A 17,510-nucleotide genomic window follows, 5' to 3' on the forward strand; every position below is an offset into this window, starting at 1 on the left:
TTGGGCTGCTTCAGCCTCATGCCTCCTCCCGCGCTGCGACGGCTTGTGACTGGCTGGACATGGCGTCGAACAGCAGCTCGTAGGCCGTCTGGTTCGCCAAGTCGGAGACGAATTCGAGCGCGCGGTCCTGGGCGGCACGGCCGATGTGCGGCGCGGCCATGCGGCGAAACTTCCGCTCGAAGTCGTCGTCGGTCATTGGTGTCTCCAACGATCCAGGGCCGCTGATCCGCTCGCTGCTGAACTCTTCGCCCGATGTCAGAACCACAGTCACCCGGTTCGCGAGGTGCTTGGGAAACAGCTCCGTCAGCGCGGCGTCCTCGCTGACCGTCGTCTTGCCCATGAGCGCAATGGCGCGCGGATCGGCGATCCGCTGCGCCGAATACGACTCGATGGTGATATCGCCATCCAGCAGCGCCCGCGCCACGTTGTACGGCAGGCTGTGGTCGGCGGTTTCTCGTGTCCGGGGCCGCCACTTCTCGGGCGTGTCGGCCAGCACGCGCACGTTGAACTCCGAGGTTTCGATGCGAATTGCGGCAATGGCGTCGATGTCGGAGATCTTCTGTCGCAGGTCAATTCCCGCCCATACCGCGGTATGCAGTTCCCCGTTGGTCGGGAAGGTCTTGGTAAGCGAGCGCAGGATCGCGAACTGTCCGTTCTCGCGGCTGCCGAAATTTCCGAGGTCGAGTTCGAACTCGCCCGTCACCTGCTTGAAGAACCCCATCTCGCCCTCGAACACCGGAGCCGGCCCCGTCATTCCGTGGCGCGCGAGCGTGGCGGCGAAGATCGCATTTCGCGCGGCGTTCGCCGCGGAGCAACCCTTCCAGTCGGACAGCGATCCCGACCGCACCTGGCGCATCGCAATGTGGGCGCTCAGCGCGATATTGATGGCCTGCTCGGCTTGCGCTTCGTCAAGCTTCATCAGCCTGGAAGCCGCCGCGGCCATCGCGACATTGATGTAGTTCACCTGGTCCCAGCCGCGCTTGTTCAAGCTGGCGGCGTCCTGCAGCCTCATCTGGATTTCGTAGGCAACGACGATGGCCGCGATGAGCTCTCTGCCGGTCGATCCTTCGGCCTCCGCCAGCGCCAGGCATGCTGGAATGTTGTCGCTCGGATGGCCGGGCTCGCGCGCCATGTAGCCGTCGTTGTAGTCCAGAAAGCGCACCATGACGCCGTTGGCAAACGCGGCCAGCTCAGGTGTCGTCCGAAGGCGGGTACCAAAGACGGTGGAGGATGGCTGCGGCGTATTGGATGCCACCGCCACGGCGATCTTCACCGGGTCCGCGCCATAGCCCCCCAGGATGCAGGCGAGACTGTCGATGACACGCCTGCGCACACAGGCGTTCACCTGCTCGGGGATATCGTCCACAGAAAGTTCGACGGCATATCGCGCGATACGTCGGGCAAGCGGCAGGTCAGACATGCATGGGCCTTTTCAGTTGTTCGGGAAATCAGGTTGCGAGGTCTTCTGGAGCCTGGCGCGGTACGCAGGTCATGTCGATCCCGCGCGATGGCGCCCGTCGGCGATCACGCAGGCAGGCGGCGGCGCCCCACCTTCCAGCACCGCAACGACGCATTGCGCCGCGATCCGGTTCGTGCGCAGCAGGCCCTCGCGCGTGGATGCGCCCGAGTGCGGCGTCGCAATGACGTTGGGCAATGCGATCAGCTCGCTGGTCACGCTCGTGCAGGAAGGGTCGGACTCGCCGAGGAAGACATCCAGTCCCGCACCGGCAATGCGGCCGGCCTTCAGGGCATCGAGCAGCGCGGCGTCGTCCACCAGGCCGCCGCGGGCCGTGTTGACGAGGATGGCCGTGGGTTTCATGCGCGCCAGCGCCTCGGCATCGATGAGCATGCGCGTTGCGGGCGTCAGCGGCGCATGCAGGCTCACGACGTCGCTCGAGGCCAGCAACTCGTCGAGGTCGACATGCGCGACGCCCATTTTTCGGGACCACGCCTCGTCGGGGGTTCCCGTCACCGCGAGAATCCGCGCCTCGAAGCCCTGCAGGCGCTGCACGACGCCGCGGCCGATGCGGCCGAGCCCGACGATGCCCACGGTCTTCCGATAGAGATCGGCCCCGGTGAGGATGGTCCACGACCCCGCGTTCATCTGCATCTGCGATTCGCGCAGCCGATGGCTGACGGCCAGCATCAGGGCCAGGGCATGGTCGGCAACGCAGGCGTCGTTGCCCCCCGAGGCAATCGCGCCCACCTTGCCGAGGTCTGCCACGGCCGCGGTGTCGACCCGTTCATGGCCCACGCCGCGGCGTGCGATGACCTGCAGCCTGGGCAGTTTGCTCAGCAACGCCCGGGTGACCCGCGCATGGCCGACGATCCAGCCGTCGGCATCCGCGAGCATCTGCACGAGGTCGTCCTCGGTGAGCTCCCCGTCGGCCTTGCCGGGCGGCAGCTCGGCCAGGCGGACCTCGCATCCGTGCGACTTCAGATAGGCAATGGTCTCGTCGTCGAAGAACCTCTGCGTGACCACCACGGTCCGCATCGCTTGATCGTTCACCTGGCGTCCTCCATGCTCAGTTCGGCCTTTGCCTGCGTGGCGGCGCGTCCGCCGTGGTCGATGTCGACGACCAGGTTGAAGAAGCGGTCGACCGTGAAGCTGCAGTCGGGGCCGAAGCTGCAGCTCGACTCCCTTTCCTCGACCACGGCGGGGCCGGCGATTCGCACACCTGGCGCGAGCGCATAGCGGTCATAGACCCTGGCCTTCCTGAAGCCGTAGCCGTCGAAGTACACGTTCCGTTCGCCGCGCAGCGCCTCGCCTTGCACGCAGGAATAGGCCAAGGTGATGTCCTGCGCCGGCAGGGACGCCTTGAGCCGCCAGTTGACGGCCTCGATGGCCACGCCCTTGACCACACGGCCAAAGCGGGCCAGGTAGGCGGCGTTGAATGCCTCCTTGATCTCCGGGACCTTCGAAGCATCGAGCGGCCCGCCGGGGAGGTCCACGGTGACATCGAAGCCTTGGCCGACATAACGCATGTCGGCCTGCCATCGGATGGCGATCTCACCATTGCCGAGCGCGGCGCCGGCCAGCAGATCCCGGCTCGCGGCTTCCATCCGCGCGAACAAGGCGTTCACCACCGGCCAGTCGGCGCCATCCAGGCGCGTCAGGTAGCCGCGCACCTCGTCGACAGCGGGTGCTGCGACAAGGAATCCCAGCGCGGAGATGACGCCCGCGCCCATCGGCACGATGAGGCGCGGAACCTTGAGCAGGCGCGCAAGCGCATAGCCGTGCACGGCGCCTGCGCCGCCAAACGCAATGAGCGAGTGCGCCCGCGGATCCTTGCCCTTCTCGGCGAGGTGCATCCGCGTTGCCGCGGCCATGGTCTCGTTGGCGATGGCCTGGATGCCTCGGGCCGCATCCATCGCGTCGATGCCGAGACGGTCGCCCAGACGCTCTTGCATCGCCCTCCTGACGGCTTCCAGCGACAGCGCCATCTCGCCACCCAGGAAGAACTTCGGGTTCAGATAGCCGAGCACCAGATCGGCATCGGTGACCGTTGGTTCGGTGCCGCCCCGCCCGTAGGCGACCGGACCCGGCTCCGAGCCTGCGCTACGCGGTCCGACCTTCATGAGCCCATTGGCATCGACGGCGGCGATGGACCCGCCACCGGTACCGATCTCGATCAGATCGACCACCGTGAGCTTCAACGGCAAGCCCGAGCCCTGCTTGAACTTGCGGATGCGACCGGCTTCGAACTCATGTTTGAGGTTGGGCTTGCCGCCCTCGATCAGGCACATCTTCGCGGTGGTTCCCCCCATGTCGAAGGAGATCATGTGGTCTTCACCGATCTGGCGCGCCACGAACGCGGCGGCCATGGCACCCGCTGCGGGGCCGGACTCGATGAGGCGCACCGGGAAGCGGCAGGCGTCCTCGATGGTCGTGATGCCCCCACCAGACAGCATGACGTAGAGCTCGCCTTCGAAGCCGATGCCCGCCAGGTCGCTCGCAAGCCGGCCCAGGTAGGCATGGACGCGAGGCTGGACGTAGGCGTTGACGCAGGCGGTGTTCGTGCGCTCGTACTCGCGGATTTCCGGCGCGACCTCTGAAGACAGGGTGACCAGCAGGTCCGGATACAGCGCGCGGACCGCCTCCAGCGCGCGCCGCTCGTGGTCCGGATTGCGATACGCGTGCATGAACGCGATCGCCAGCGCTTCGATCCGCTCCGTCTCCACGAGCCACCGCACTTCGCGCAACACGTCGTCGAGGTTCAGCGGCTCATGCTCGACGCCGCTGGCCAGCAGCCGGCCCCGCACGGGGCGGCGCAGCCGTCGTGCAACGATGACAGGCACCGGAGGCAGGAAGAGGTCATCGACGTCGTAGCGGCTCTCGCGTCCCATTTCCAAGACGTCGCGGAAGCCCTCGGTACACAGCAGCCCGATCTTGGCGCCCGTGCGCTCCAGCACGGTATTGGTGATGAGCGTGGTCCCGTGAACGATGCTGCCGATCTGGGCCGCATCGGTATTCGTCTCGGCCAGCAGCCGCTCGATGCCCTCCACGATGGCCCTGCTCGGTGCATCGGGCGTGGTCAGACGCTTGCCGATTCGCGTGACGCCACGCGAGTCGTCGTGCAGCACGAAGTCGGTGAAGGTGCCGCCGATGTCGACGCCGATGCGGGTGCTGCGCTTCATCGGGCACCTCCATGCACCTGCACGGAGCCCTGGGGATAGACCTTGCGGACCTGCTCCAGAGAGACGAAGCCATCCGCCACGTCTGCCGCCACCGCGGCGATGTCCCGCTGCGCCGGATCTCCGAACCCTCCCCCGCCGGCAAACCGGATCACCACGCGGCCCCCGGGCATCAGCGTGGATTGGGACTTCAGGCTTGCAGAGGAGCCGTCGGGCAGGATGACCTGCGCCACCGCACCCGGCATGCCACCGTGCAGGCCCAGCGCCGGATGAGACTCGCGGTCTCCGAGCATCCCCATCATCACGGGCCGCCCGGCAAGGCTCTGGACGATGCACTCCTGGCCCAGGCCTCCGCGGAACCGGCCAGGGCCACCGGAGTCCTGCCGATACTCCTTCCGGGTCAGGAGCAGCGGCACCACCGCCTCGAGCGCCTCGATGCTTCCGGCACCCGAGTTGGTCGGAAAGGCCGTCGTGGACAACCCATCCTGCCTGGCCGACGCGCCCATGCCGCCGCTGGCGAACAGGATCTGGCCGAAGCGCTCGCCCGCATCGTTCACGCCTGCGAACCCCAGCCGGAAGGCTGGCGCGCCGCCGCTGTCGGCGATGACCTGTTCCGGAATGACCTTGCCCAGGGCCTGGTAGATCGCGCATGAAAGCAGATGCCCGGTCAGGTGGCGTGCGGCGACTGCCGCCGGGTAGTGCGCGTTCACGATCGTGCGCTCGGGAGCCCGCACTTCGATGGCCCGGTACGAGCCCTCGTTCCTGCGCGTGAGCGGATCCACCGCGCACTTGATCGGGTAGACCGAGTAGGCCCGCGTGTAGTTGATCGTGCAGTTCGTGCCCTTGTCGACCTGCGCGGAAGTCCCGTCGTAGTCCACCACCATCTTGTCGCCCGCGACGGTGATCGTGCAGCGGATGCGGGTCGGATGGCCTGGGAAACCGTCGGCCTCGATGGTCGAGACATAGTGGCCGTCAGGAATCGCCGCGATGGCCTTGCGCATGGCCGAATCGGCCTTTTCCAGCACGGCCACCGAAAGGCGCTCGAAGTCGGGCTCACCGCTGTCGTGAAGGAAGTCGGCCGCGCGTTCGCAGCAGACCTGGTTCGCGGTGCACTGGGCCTCCAGATCGCCGAGCACCTGCTCCGGCAGCCGAACGTTGTTCAGGAAGAGTTCCACAAACGGCTCGTTGCGTTCGCCGGCCCGATACAGATGCATCGGCGGAATGCACACACCTTCCTCGAAGAGATCTCGACAGGTGGCCGACAGGTTGCCACCCACGTCGGGCGAGTGCGCGGCGCAGCCGGCGAAGCCGACGATTCGCCCCTGGTGGAACACCGGGCTCACCACCGTGATGTCCGGCAGGTGTCCGGTGGCGATCCAGGGATGGTTGGTGAGGACGCAATCGCCTTCGCGCCACGTCGCGAGCGGAAACTTCTCGAGCATGACCCGGATCGTTCGCGGGATGATTCCCGCGAAGGCGGGAATGCCGCCGCTGCACTCCGCGATCGACTCCCCGCGCAGGTTCGTCAGCACGGTGGCAAAGTCGTTGGACTCCCGAACGATCGTGGAGAAGGCGGTGCGAAGAAGCGCGGTCGCGCCTTCGTCGACGATCGCGACGAGTCGGCTCCACCATATCTCCAACGTAATGGGGTCGATGCCGTCTGCTTGCTCATTCATGCGTTGTCTCCGGGTCTTCATTGGGAAAGACTGGATCGTAGGAAGGGGGCAAGCTCGCGTGTTTAGCTTCGTGCGACAGGTCTTTCGCGGCAGACGAAACCTCTGCGGCCGCAGCGCTGCCGATCGGGCCCGGCAAGTGCCGTTGCGGCCGCGCCTCGCCAGCGTCGACGCAGCGGCGCAGGAAGGCCCGCGCCGCGCCGCTGAGCCCCTGCTTCGAGCGTGCGCCCACCAGCATCTGGCGCGCGGCCCAAGGCTCGTCGAGCTCGACCAGCGCGATCGAGAAGCAGTCCCGGTAGTTCTCCACGATCAGCCTGGGCGCTATGCAGATTCCCAGGCCCGCATGGACCATCCTGCAGGCCGCATCGACACTGCCGACGCGGATCCGCACGCGGTAGTCGACACCGCCCTCGGCCATCAGCTTCTGGCTCAACGAACTCTGGGTCTCGGTGCCGATGTGGCCGTAGACCAGCGTTTCGGCAAAGCCCACGCGTGCCTGCGCCGTGAGGTGGTGTCCTCTCGGCACGACGACGCAGAGCTCGTCGCGGCGGTACGGAAACGTGACCAGCCCGTTGCCCGCGACCGGTTCGAGAAAGATTCCCAGGTCGGCCCGCCCGTCCAGGACCGCCTCCACCACCTTCTGGCTCGTGCCTTCCGTGAGGTCGATGGCCACCCCGGGGTGCACGTCCGAGAACGACCGCAGCTCCTGCGGCAGGAACTCCGCAACGGCGGACGCGGTGGCCGCGATTCGCAGCAGTCCGTGGATTCCGCGGGAATAAAGCAGCAAGTCGCTTTGCATCCGCTCGACGCCGTAGATGATCTCCCGCGCGTGCTGCAGCAGCGCCCGGCCGGCCGGCGTGAGCGCCATGCCTCGGGCCTGCCGTTCGAAGAAGCGCGTGCCGGCCGAGGCCTCCAGGTCGGAGATCCGTTTGCTCAGCGCGGCGATGGCGATGTTGCACTTGTCGGCAGCCGTCGTCAGGCTGCCGCCATCGGCGACCGCCAGGAAGAGCTTCAGCGTCGTGAACTCGAACTGCTTCATGGCAAGGCTCAGACGCCCTCCGGCTGTTCGCGCGGCCGGGGCGCCGCGCCGCGCACCACCTTCAGCATCAGCAGCGCGGACAGGCAGGACAGCACGGCGGCATGCAGCATCATGTAGCGCCATGCCGTCAGGTCGACCAGCAGGCCCAGGAAGGCCGGCATCAGCGTCTGGCCGATGGCCGCGGCGGTCCAGTACATGCCCGTGTAGGTGCCCAGGTAGCGCTGGTTGGGCACGATGCTCCAGAGGATCGCGACCGCATTGATGGCGAAAGCGGCCCACCCGACGGCGACCAGTGCCATGGCCGCGGCGACCTGGACCGTGCTCGTCGCGAAAAAGACGGCCACGCAGCCAAGGGCGACGATGATCATGCCGAGCATGCAGACCACGGCACGGTTCGTCCGATCGGCAATGATGGCCACCGGTATGGCCGCCACGAGGAACGCGATCCCCGCCGGGAAGCCGATGGAGCCCGCGGTGCCTCGCGTCAATTCGAGCACCTCCATCACATAGGGGGTCAGCTGGGACCGGATCGCCGTCCAGGTGCCGTTCGCGCCGAACACGGCCAGCAGGAGCAGCAGCCGGCGCTTGTCGGGCGAAGTGAAGACATCCAGGACCAGCTCTTTCAGGTTGAGCTGCGCGTGGTCGTCGACGCTTTGTACCGGGCGATGCGCCTCTTGCGACGACAGTCCCCTGCATGCGATGTACATGCCGATGACCAGGAGCACCGCTGGAATGAAGAATGCCAGCCGCAAGTCCTTGTCCACCACGATGAAGCTGATGGCGGCGGACGCAAGGATGGTCAGCGCCACGCCGATGCGGGCCACCGCATTGCCCTTGCTCCGATGGTTCGGCGCCTGGTAGTCGGCCGTCAGCGACTCCGCGATGGACTTGAACCCGTTCGCCACGAACGCGAAGCCGATCATCGCGACCAGCAGCATTTCGAACGAGATCGCCCACGGAATGAGCGCAAAGAGCATCGCGGCCACGGGCGCACCGATGAGCAGGAAGCGGAACCGGCTGCCGCCCTTGGCCTTGTGCTGGTCGGACATGTGCGCCATCCAGGGCTGAACGAAGATTCCCAGCAGGTTGTCCACGCCCATCAGCAGGCCGATGACAGCCGCGCTGCTGATGTACTGCCTGAGCGAGGCGGGAACCTGCGCGTCGTAGAAGTTCCAGACCGACTCTTGGGCGAACATCGCCAGCGCCACAAAGAATGCAGCCTTCTTGTTGAAGCGGTTGATTTCAGGATTCCGGGTGGCCATTGCTTGATACCTTTTCGCTTCACGGTCGCGGCCACCTTGTGGCAAAGACGGGATTCCAGACACGGTCGTCTCCTCCCCCGGGACCAAGTCCAGCGAGGGTTCCGAGTGGTTTTTGGGACTAGGTGGGCGCGGCTCGCAACTCACGGCGAAGGATTTTCCCGACCGAGGACTTGGGAAGCTCGGTGCGGAACTCCACGAGCTTGGGTCGCTTGTAGGCCGTCAGGTTTTCCTGGCAGTGGCGTCGAATGGCTTCCTCGCTCGGTCCATCCGCCTTCTTCACGACCACGAGTTTCACGGCCTCCGCAGTGCCTGGATCCGGCACTCCCACCACGGCGCATTCCAGGACGCCCGGGATCCTGGAAACGACGTCTTCGATCTCGTTGGGATAGACGTTGAAGCCACTGACGAGAATCATGTCCTTCTTGCGATCGACGATCTTGTAGTGACCCCTGTCCGTCCGGATGCCGATGTCGCCGGTGCGAAAGAAGCCGTCAGGGGTCATGCACTTTTCGGTTTCATCGGCACGCCGCCAGTAGCCGGCCATGACCTGCGGTCCACGCACCGCGATCTCGCCAGGCTGCCCCGGGGCGACCGGTGCGCCGTCGTCGTCGATCAGTGCGATCTGCGTGTTGGGCAGCGGCAAACCGATGCTTCCCGTGTAGGAGGCGCTGTCGACCGGATTGCAGGTGACCGACGGACTGGTCTCGGACAGGCCATAGCCTTCGCAGATCGGGCAGCCCGTCTTCTCCAGCCACAACGCTGCGACTCCACTTTGAACGGCAGCGCCCCCACCGACAGAAAGGACCAGATTGCGCCAGTTCACCGTGTCGAAGCCGGGATGGTTCGCCATCGCGGCGAACAGCGTGTTGACTGCCGGGAAGCTGTGGAACGTGATGGCCTGCAACTCCTTGAACACGGCCTTCAGGTCGCGCGGATTGGGAATCAGGATGTTCCTGGCACCCATGTGCAGCCCGAGCATCACGCAGGCGGTGAAGCCGAACACGTGATAGATGGGCAGCGCGCAGACAAAGGTCAGCTGCTGCCGCGGCGGAACCTTCTCGAGGGCCGGCACGTACCATTCGGCCGACTGCAGGATGTTGGCGACGAGGTTGCGCTGCAGAAGCATGGCGCCCTTGCTGACGCCGGTGGTACCGCCCGTGTATTGCAGAACGGCCAGTTCATCGGGCAACGGCGTGACGCGCTGCAGTTGACGTTTTCGCCCTGCGGCGAGCGCCGCGCGGAAACCGACCGGGTTCGGCAAGGTGAACCGTGGCACCAGCTTCTTCACCTTGCGCACCACCTGATTGACCAGCAGGCCCTTGAGGCCGAGCAGGTCGCCCAGGGTCGCGACGACCGTGTGCCTGACCTCCGTGCGCGCAATGACCGCCTGGAGGGTGGCCGCGAAGTTCTCGAGGATGACGATGGCCTTCGCGCCCGAGTCGACCAGTTGATGCTCGAGCTCGCGCGGCGTGTACAGCGGATTGACATTCACCACCACCAGCCCCGCGCGCAGGACCGCCGCGACGGCAATCGGGTACTGCGGAACGTTGGGCATCATCAGGGCCACGCGGTCGCCTCGCGCCAGGCCGATGGACTGCAGATAGGCGCCGAACGCCCTGGACCATGCATCCACCTGCCCGAAGGTGAAGGACCGCCCCATGAAGATGTATGCCTCCGAATGGGCGTGCCTCGCGAACGCGACATCCATGAGCTCCACGAGGGAGCTGTATTGCGCGACGTCGATGTCGCTGCGGACGCCGCTGGGGTAGAGGTGCTGTTGCTCGTTCTTCATCTGGTTTACCTGGGTTCGCAATATCTGGCCACGAGCCGCGCCATCTGCGGCGCGAGGATCGTGACGACGATGAGCCGCATCACCTGCACGGCAAGGATCACCGGCACGGAGGCATGCATGCCGTGAGCCACCGCCACGGCGGCATCGATGCCGCCGGGCATGATGGCGAGGAACGCCGTGAGCGCATCGACGCCTTCGAACGAGCGAAGGATCGGCCACATCAGCGCGATGCACGAGCCCGTCATCAGAAGGATTCCGAGCAGCATCGCCGGCATCAGGTGGAGGCTGTCGAGCAGCACCTTCTTGTTGAAGCGCAGTCCCGCATAGCAGCCGCCGAAGGCGAACGCGACCGTCGCGACTGCCACGGGAATCTGCACGGTGCTCAGCTGTGCCAGCTGCAATCCGCTGCCCACGACGAGGGGCAACCAGAACGCCGCCTGCCGCCACCTGGTTGCGATGGCGACCGCAACACCTGCGGCGATCAGCACGGCCAGCACCGCGATCACATCGGCAGACACCGCACCGGAGAGGAACACGGTCGCCGGCGGCGAAGCGGCGGGCTTGCCACTCGTCCCGACAAGCCCCGCCACCGCGACGGCCGTCAGCGTCACGAAGACAATGCGAAGGTGCTGCATCAGGGCGATCACGCGCGGGTCTGCCCCTTGCTGTTCTCCCAACATCATCATGGTCGAGGCCGCACCCGGGGACAGCCCCCATATCGCGGACTGTCCCGGGAGCCAGCCACGGCGCGTGAACACCACGGCGACGATACCGGCAGCAACAACGCTCAGGACGTTCACTGCCAGTACCACCACCCAGTGGTCCGCAATCAGCTGCAGCAGGTCCCGGCTGACGACAGAGGCGACCATGCAGCCGAGCACCGCTTGAACGGGCAGGAAGATGCCGGGCTTCAGTTGCAGGCCCGCGCCGCTCAACGCGAAACCGATGGCCACGAGCATCGGCCCCAACAGCACCGCACCGGGAACATGCAGTGCGCGCAACAGCACCACGGACGCGCCGGCTCCCGCCATCAGAAGCGCCCATTGGAGGATTGTCTTGGATGGCATGGATCGTCGCGAACGGGTTTGCAGCAGCCGGTGCGGATGTCGCAGCGCTCAATCGGCCTTGATGCCGGCTTGGGCGATCAGCCGGCCGTACTCGGTGAAGTCGCGCTGGAACAGGCTCTCGCAGTCCGTGACCGTGCCTCCGATGACGGCACCGCCGCTGTCGGCGACAAACCGCTCGAACTCCGGCGCGCGAAGCGCGTTGTTGAATTCGGCATTGAGGCGCTGGACGATGGCCGAAGGCGTTCTCTTCGGCGCGATCAGTGCCAACCAGCCATCGACCTCGAAGCCTGGAAGGCCGGACTCCGCCAGCGTAGGCACCTCGGGCAATGCCGACAGCCGCTTGAGCGTGCTGACGCCCAGCGCCCGGACCTGCCCGGCCTTGATCAGCGGAGCCGCTGCCACCAACGGAAGGAACCCGGCCATGACCTGGCCTCCGGCCAGGTCCGTCGAGTACGCGCCGATGCCTTTGTAGGCGACATGGAGCGCCTTGAACCCGCCCTTCAGCGACATCAGCGCGCTCGCGATGTGCAGCGGCGTACCGTTGCCGGGATTGCCCATCGCGACCGACTGCTTCTCCGGAAGCGACCGGGAGTACGAGACGAACTGCTGGACGTCCTTGGCGGGCAGGCTCGCATGCACGACGAAGATCAGCGGCCCCGAGGTGAGTGCGACGACGGGCTGCACGTCCTGAACAGGATGGAAGCTGGCCTTGTAGAGATGCGGCGTGATGCAATGGGTCGAGGCCACGATGGCCAGCATGTAGCCGTCGGCGGCACTGCGGACCAGTTGCGCGGTCGCGATCAAGCCCGCGGAACCCGGCTTGTTCTCGACGACCAGCGGCTGGCCCAGCGGTCCTTCGAGCACGGGGCCGAGGCGCCGCGCGGTCGCGTCGATGGCGGAGCCCGGCGAGACCGGCAGGACCAGCTTGATGGGCTTGTCGGGATAGCTTGAACCCCAGGCCGGGCCCAGCATGGCGCTGCCGAGCGCAGCCGCAACGAATGTCCGCCTTTGCAGCACGTGGTGTGGGGTCATCTTCTGTCTCCTGCTTTCTTGTTCAACGCGGATCACCTCTTCGAGCGGCAGGCCTCCAGGCCGGCCGCCTACTTGAGCTCGATATCGAGCAGTCGCACGTATTGCTGGCCGGAATGCATGTCGCGCTCGACCATTCCACCTTGAGGGCTGGCTCGCGGAAAAGAGATCTTCAGGACATGCAGCGAGTCGACCGGAATGCGCTTGACCAGGTTCGGGTCCACGCCATACAGCCGATGGAAGAGGTCCGCGGACAGCTCTTCGCAGTCGCGGTACTTCCGGTACTTTTCCTCCCCATCGAAGAAGAGATCCACCGTGACCCAGAACGGGCCGGCGACCTTGGAGCGGATGTGGTGACAGACTTCACGAAGCTTGGGCATGACTCAGTTCCTTCCAGGTTCCGTTGCGGCCGCGATGGTTTTTCGATCCGGGCAGTCCGGCCAGACCATGCGAACCAGCGACAGCGGGTCGTCGATGGCAACAACATGGTTGAGCTTGAATTCGAAGACCTGGCCGCGCGGAACGTCTGCCGGGCTGAAGGCGAAGCCGTAGCTCGGCAGCTCCTTGTTCATCACCATCGGGTAGTGGAAGAAGTAGGGGTTGCATGCATGAGCGATCGCGTTGGCCAGTTCCTGGGTGCCGGCCGTGGCAACCAGCAGCACGCCGATTTCCCGTGGCGGCGGAACGTTCACCGGCACGTCGCCGGTCACGGCGTTCCAGCCATACATGCGAAGCGAGATGTGAAATTCACCGAGCTCGTCCGCCGGAATCGACTTGCGGGTGCGTTCGTAGAGTGCCTCCAGCAGGCGGTCGTGGAACGCGTTGACATTGTTGAGAACGTCGGGATCCTGGATACCGATGAGCATCAGCGTCTGGTAGTTTCCAGCGGCCGCGCCTTCGAGCTTCATCGTGTAGGGCTGCGTCACCCACTTGGCACCTTCCACTCGGACGGCACGCTCGCCGTGCTCTGCGTACACTGCGCCGGTGACGTCAAGAAGCCCACCCGGTTCGTGGAGAAAGTGAGGATCGCTGTTTTCATACAGCATGTGCTTGGACACGCTGTGCGGCGTACAGCGGTTGGTTGTGGACAAGGGCTCCACCTCGAAGCCGCTCTCATCAATTGTCAGCAGAACCCCTGCGCCGTCAGCTGGGTTGAGACAGCACTGGGCGCCGCATTCGGCAATCTTGCCGGCGTGCCACGAAGCTCCCCATGGCGCGCCCTTCCAGATCGGATAGCTGGCCAGGACGGCCGTGTCGGTGGACCTGCCGCCGATGACGATGTCTGCGCCCGCCTCGAGCGCGGCAATGAAGGGCTCCACACCCATCAGGCCGACGATGTGCTCGCAGGCGTCGATGGCCGAGTCTTCCAGCAGGCCCAGCGGCGGCAATGGCCGCACCTTGCCTTGCCGGTTGAACGCCTTGACGCTCGCCTTCTCCTGTTCGGAGTACAGCAGCGCGATCTTCGGCGCGATGCCGAGCTCCCGCGCGAGCTCCAGGAGAATGTCGCGGGTCCAGTCGACGTTGAGGTCTCCGCCCGCCTGGCCCGCGGTGCCGACGATGATCGGAATCCCCGTCTTGGCATGAGCGCGCAGCAGGATGCCCAGGTCTCGCTTGACCGCTCCGCGGTTGTTCTTGGATTTGCCCAGCGCAAGATAGGCCGCACCACTGTCGGTGGAGCCGGCATCCGTTGCAATGACGTTGGCGCCTTTGGCCAGCCCATACTCGATTTCGCTCTCGCGGACCCCGGACCCCAGGGAGCCGCAGGGAACCATTACTTTCACACTGCCTTGCAGGGCCATGACTGTCTTTCTTTTCAAACGATTGGAAGGTCGTGTCGACCTGGGCGGCTCTGCCCGCTCAGGTTGAACGAAGGAACTCAGAAGTCGTGCCGGACCCCGACGGCATAGCCGGAAGTGGAAGAACGCGACGGATCTCGGCCAAGTCCGGCGATATTGACGGGGTCGAGCCTGTAGCCATCCGAGAAGGAGTTGCTGAAGACCGAAAAGCTCAGTGCCGTGCGCCGGGAGAGTTGATAGTCGACGGCGGCAATCGCGGTCTTCTTCTTGCCGTCGCGGCCCGCCACGTTGTTGATGTTCTTGCCGCGGTCCAGCGTGTACGAGAACTTGAAGATGAACGGAGCCATGTCATACCGGAAGCCCGGTGTGATCAACGTGTTGGCCTGTTCCGGCCGACCCCTCGCAGAACCGTCGAGCGTGGCCCTCGCCACATTCAGGTAGAGGCGCGCACTGCTGCCCAGGCGAAGCTGGCCGCCCGCACCGAGTACGGTGTGGTCGGGATGTTGACCCGTTGCCGCAAGCGTCGGTGACTTGAAGGTCACGCCGTAGAGGGCAATGGTGTAGGCATTGGTGATCTGGGCCAGGTCGAAAGCCATGCTTCGGCCGGAGCCTTCATTCGGCGCGGCGCTCAAGGCTGCGGTAATTCCCGCCGGACCGGCCCAACGAACCTTGATGACGTCGTCGCTGCGCGAGTCGTTGCCTGCGAACTTATTGACACCGAAAAGCGCCAGCGGCGTGACGTGCAGGCTCGTACCGCTGACACTGAAGACATCCAGGCTTCGGGTGACACGGTCCGTGGAGGCATGGAACTGGCGACCGAGCGTCAGCGTGAACGCCTCGTCGGCAAGGCCGACTGTCGATTCGCGATGCCAGAACTTCCCTCGGGAACCGAGCTCACCGGTGTCCGTGTCGATGTTGGTTTCGAGACGGAAGATCGCTCTCAGGCCACCGCCGAGGTCCTCGCTGCCGCGAAATCCCAGGTAGGACCCGTTCAGCACGTAGTTGCTGACCTCGGTCGTGGCACCGGTTTGATCTGACTTGTGCGAGATGCCAGCAGAGATCCGGCCATAGATCTGCACGCTGCCCGTCTGCGCAAAAGCAATGCCACTCACGGCAAGCGTAGCGCCCCCCGCGACCGCAATGCGGCGCCTCATCGTTCCGTTCTTCACAGTGTCTCCTCTGGCGGATGAATTGGATTTGTTGGCCGAATGTCACGCGCCTGGGCCGCTCACAAATCGGTGAAGAGATTATGCAAGCATGATGTCATAATGACATGCTAGTAAAAACCCGCTCCGTCGATCGATGCGGGGCCATGGGGCCATGCTGTCAACGCACGAACCGTGTTGGGACGCGCGACAGACCTCGCTCACAATGCAACCTTCAGCCACGAGATGAGTCGAGAAGACACAATGTCAGTGATCCTTCGCCGCGAACGCGGTGACCTCTTGCATCGCCAGCTGTTCCTGGCTCTTCGGGAACAGATCAGGCGGGGCGTCTACAGGGAAGGCGACCCGATACCCAACGAGGATCAGCTATGCCAGTCCTTTGGTGTCTCGCGCATCACGGTGCGGCGCGCGGTAGCGGATCTGGTGGAAGAAGGATGGCTGGAGAAGCGCCTCGGACGAGGCACCTTCGTCAAGCAAACAGCGGCCAAGCCTCAGAACCGCACCGGCTCCACATTCACGGAGTCCCTGGCGAAACGGTCAAAGCAGACAAAGGTCACCGTCCTCGAGGTATCGAAGTGCTCGCCACCGCCCCCGGTCGCAGCGGCCATGGGGCTGGCGGAAGATGCGCAGGTGATGTACGCCAGCCGTCTTCGCTCCATATCCGGTGTCCCCCTGCTCTTCATCGACTCCTGGGTGATGCCGGAGTACGCGGGCACCATCAAGAATGACACGCTCGAAAAACGCTCGATCACCGAGATGCTGTTGTCAGAGGGCGTCCGATTTCGATACGTGACCGAGGAGATTTCCGCTGTCGCCGCGGATCCTCACGTGGCGGCGAGCTTGCATGTGGAGGTCGGTTCACCGCTGCTGTGCGTTGCGCGTCTCGTCAGCAAGGATGTGGGCAAAACGGTGATGTACCTGATGGCTTACATGACGTCGGAGCGCAGCCGCGTCGTGTTCAGCCACGAAGAGCAAGACCTCGACCGCATGTACGAAGCCAAACTCATTCACGACATCCATGGCTATGGCGCTGACCAAGGATGATCCTGGTTTCTCGGTCCAGCCGTGGGTCTGCGCGCTTGGAAGGTAGCCGCATACAAGCCAGCATCGGCGCGCGGCCGACCCCGGTAAGAATTCGGTAAGACCAGTGCCTCGACGATCGGAGCTCCCTCACAACCCTGATTGGCTCCGTCATGCCGCGCGCTTCGTCGACTCGTGTCTTCTTCGCTTTCCCCCCATTGCTTTTCAGTGCTTCGCTGACGCTGCTTACTTCGCCCGCCACGTGGGCGCAGGAAGGCAGCCTCGATCAACCTCCGGCCGCCGTCGAGTCGCAGCCTCAGCTGTCGGCCGACGCCTCTCGCTGGGGCATCGGCATTGCCGCCGGCGTCAAGCAGCAGCCATACACCGGCGCGGGCACAAAGACCCAAGGCATTCCACTCATCTACTATGAAAACCGCTATGTGCGAGTGCTGGGTGCAGGTGTGGAACTCAAGCTGCCGGAGGTCGAGCTGGGCGCCAATTCATCCTTGTCCTTCGGTCTGCGCGCCAAGTACGGCCTGGGAGGCTACGAGCCGAGCGATGCATCCATTCTGGGGGGTATGCAGGAACGCAAGGGCAGCGTGTGGCTCGGCGCCGGCGTCACCTGGCACAACGAGATCGCCGACGTCTCGGCCGAATGGCTCGGCGATGCCTCGGGCAAGAGCAAGGGCCAGCAGTTTCGGCTGGGCGTGCAGCGCGATTTTCGCGCGGGCAGTTTCACGGTGACCCCACGGGTGGCAGCCAACTGGCTGGATAAAAAATACGTCGACTATTACTACGGCGTGCGCACCGAAGAGAGCCTCCCCGGACGTCCTGCATACCTGGGCGCTTCGACCGTCAACACGGAAATCGGACTGCGTGTCGGCTACACGATCGATTCTCACCAGTCGGTGTTTGTCGACGTCAGCGCCACGCAACTGGGCAAGCAGATCAAGAACAGCCCGCTGGTCGACCGATCGAGCCAGACGTCGCTTTCCGTGGGCTATCTCTATCGTTTTTGACGCAACGCCGGC

Annotated in this window: 14 protein-coding genes; 2 read left to right on the forward strand and 12 right to left on the reverse strand. The window is 65.0% G+C overall.

The genetic code is table 11. The features are described from left to right. Positions 1-16 precede the first annotated feature (16 nt). The 12 genes from L1081_RS28865 to L1081_RS28920 form a co-directional block, all read right to left on the reverse strand. Positions 17-1,420, reverse strand: coding sequence for an MmgE/PrpD family protein (locus tag L1081_RS28865; RefSeq protein WP_489416920.1), 1,404 nt, complete (start codon positions 1,418-1,420; stop codon positions 17-19). Between the two features lie 69 nt (positions 1,421-1,489). Then, positions 1,490-2,494: an NAD(P)-dependent oxidoreductase gene (locus tag L1081_RS28870; protein WP_489418005.1), complete on the reverse strand. Its 1,005-nt coding sequence runs from the start codon at positions 2,492-2,494 to the stop codon at positions 1,490-1,492. A gap of 11 nt (positions 2,495-2,505) precedes the next feature. Next, complete coding sequence (locus L1081_RS28875) at positions 2,506-4,638, reverse strand: hydantoinase/oxoprolinase family protein (protein ID WP_489416921.1); 2,133 nt, start codon at positions 4,636-4,638, stop codon at positions 2,506-2,508. After that, the gene (locus L1081_RS28880; protein WP_489416922.1) at positions 4,635-6,311 is read right to left on the reverse strand and encodes a hydantoinase B/oxoprolinase family protein; all 1,677 of its coding nucleotides are present in this window, start codon (positions 6,309-6,311) and stop codon (positions 4,635-4,637) included. The genes L1081_RS28875 and L1081_RS28880 overlap by 4 nt, the downstream gene beginning before the upstream one ends. After that, positions 6,304-7,347, reverse strand: a complete 1,044-nt coding sequence (locus L1081_RS28885) for a LysR substrate-binding domain-containing protein (protein WP_489416923.1) — start codon at positions 7,345-7,347, stop codon at positions 6,304-6,306. The genes L1081_RS28880 and L1081_RS28885 overlap by 8 nt, the downstream gene beginning before the upstream one ends. 8 nt (positions 7,348-7,355) lie before the next feature. Continuing rightward, positions 7,356-8,609 carry an MFS transporter gene (locus L1081_RS28890; protein ID WP_489416924.1) on the reverse strand — a complete coding sequence of 418 codons (1,254 nt, stop codon included), beginning with the start codon at positions 8,607-8,609 and terminating at the stop codon, positions 7,356-7,358. A gap of 118 nt (positions 8,610-8,727) precedes the next feature. After that, the gene (locus L1081_RS28895; protein ID WP_489416925.1) at positions 8,728-10,401 is read right to left on the reverse strand and encodes an AMP-binding protein; all 1,674 of its coding nucleotides are present in this window, start codon (positions 10,399-10,401) and stop codon (positions 8,728-8,730) included. 5 nt (positions 10,402-10,406) lie between these two features. Continuing rightward, the gene (locus L1081_RS28900) at positions 10,407-11,468 is read right to left on the reverse strand and encodes an AbrB family transcriptional regulator (protein ID WP_489416926.1); all 1,062 of its coding nucleotides are present in this window, start codon (positions 11,466-11,468) and stop codon (positions 10,407-10,409) included. Between the two features lie 48 nt (positions 11,469-11,516). Continuing rightward, on the reverse strand, positions 11,517-12,500 hold the full coding sequence (locus L1081_RS28905) for a tripartite tricarboxylate transporter substrate-binding protein (protein WP_489416927.1): 984 nt from the start codon (positions 12,498-12,500) through the stop codon (positions 11,517-11,519). Positions 12,501-12,568: 68 nt separating this feature from the next. Continuing rightward, positions 12,569-12,877: a DUF4387 family protein gene (locus L1081_RS28910; RefSeq protein ID WP_489416928.1), complete on the reverse strand. Its 309-nt coding sequence runs from the start codon at positions 12,875-12,877 to the stop codon at positions 12,569-12,571. A 3-nt stretch (positions 12,878-12,880) separates the two neighbouring features. Then, positions 12,881-14,296, reverse strand: coding sequence for an acyclic terpene utilization AtuA family protein (locus tag L1081_RS28915; RefSeq protein WP_489416929.1), 1,416 nt, complete (start codon positions 14,294-14,296; stop codon positions 12,881-12,883). A 77-nt stretch (positions 14,297-14,373) separates the two neighbouring features. Beyond that, positions 14,374-15,462, reverse strand: coding sequence for a porin (locus tag L1081_RS28920; RefSeq protein ID WP_489416930.1), 1,089 nt, complete (start codon positions 15,460-15,462; stop codon positions 14,374-14,376). Between the two features lie 240 nt (positions 15,463-15,702). On the opposite strand from L1081_RS28920, the gene L1081_RS28925 reads away from it, so the two are divergent. Next, positions 15,703-16,503 (forward strand): UTRA domain-containing protein, encoded by an 801-nt coding sequence (locus L1081_RS28925; RefSeq protein ID WP_489416931.1) that lies wholly within the window; start codon positions 15,703-15,705, stop codon positions 16,501-16,503. A gap of 149 nt (positions 16,504-16,652) precedes the next feature. Then, complete coding sequence (locus L1081_RS28930; protein WP_489416932.1) at positions 16,653-17,498, forward strand: MipA/OmpV family protein; 846 nt, start codon at positions 16,653-16,655, stop codon at positions 17,496-17,498. The last annotated feature ends 12 nt before the right edge of the window (positions 17,499-17,510 follow it).

The sequence above is a fragment of the Variovorax sp. MSC1_012 genome, from assembly GCF_023667525.1.
Classification (GTDB): domain Bacteria; phylum Pseudomonadota; class Gammaproteobacteria; order Burkholderiales; family Burkholderiaceae_C; genus Variovorax; species Variovorax beijingensis_B.

What these genes read in the sequence shown, in the direction of transcription:
- L1081_RS28885 (WP_489416923.1), bottom strand. Translation starts at nt 7,347, where the DNA reads ATGAAGCAGTTCGAGTTCACGACGCTGAAGCTCTTCCTGGCGGTCGCC.
- L1081_RS28905 (WP_489416927.1), bottom strand. Translation starts at nt 12,500, where the DNA reads ATGACCCCACACCACGTGCTGCAAAGGCGGACATTCGTTGCGGCTGCG.
- L1081_RS28875 (WP_489416921.1), bottom strand. Translation starts at nt 4,638, where the DNA reads ATGAAGCGCAGCACCCGCATCGGCGTCGACATCGGCGGCACCTTCACC.
- L1081_RS28930 (WP_489416932.1), top strand. Translation starts at nt 16,653, where the DNA reads ATGCCGCGCGCTTCGTCGACTCGTGTCTTCTTCGCTTTCCCCCCATTG.
- L1081_RS28870 (WP_489418005.1), bottom strand. Translation starts at nt 2,494, where the DNA reads ATGCGGACCGTGGTGGTCACGCAGAGGTTCTTCGACGACGAGACCATT.
- L1081_RS28910 (WP_489416928.1), bottom strand. Translation starts at nt 12,877, where the DNA reads ATGCCCAAGCTTCGTGAAGTCTGTCACCACATCCGCTCCAAGGTCGCC.
- L1081_RS28890 (WP_489416924.1), bottom strand. Translation starts at nt 8,609, where the DNA reads ATGGCCACCCGGAATCCTGAAATCAACCGCTTCAACAAGAAGGCTGCA.
- L1081_RS28880 (WP_489416922.1), bottom strand. Translation starts at nt 6,311, where the DNA reads ATGAATGAGCAAGCAGACGGCATCGACCCCATTACGTTGGAGATATGG.
- L1081_RS28865 (WP_489416920.1), bottom strand. Translation starts at nt 1,420, where the DNA reads ATGTCTGACCTGCCGCTTGCCCGACGTATCGCGCGATATGCCGTCGAA.
- L1081_RS28900 (WP_489416926.1), bottom strand. Translation starts at nt 11,468, where the DNA reads ATGCCATCCAAGACAATCCTCCAATGGGCGCTTCTGATGGCGGGAGCC.
- L1081_RS28925 (WP_489416931.1), top strand. Translation starts at nt 15,703, where the DNA reads ATGTCAGTGATCCTTCGCCGCGAACGCGGTGACCTCTTGCATCGCCAG.
- L1081_RS28915 (WP_489416929.1), bottom strand. Translation starts at nt 14,296, where the DNA reads ATGGCCCTGCAAGGCAGTGTGAAAGTAATGGTTCCCTGCGGCTCCCTG.
- L1081_RS28895 (WP_489416925.1), bottom strand. Translation starts at nt 10,401, where the DNA reads ATGAAGAACGAGCAACAGCACCTCTACCCCAGCGGCGTCCGCAGCGAC.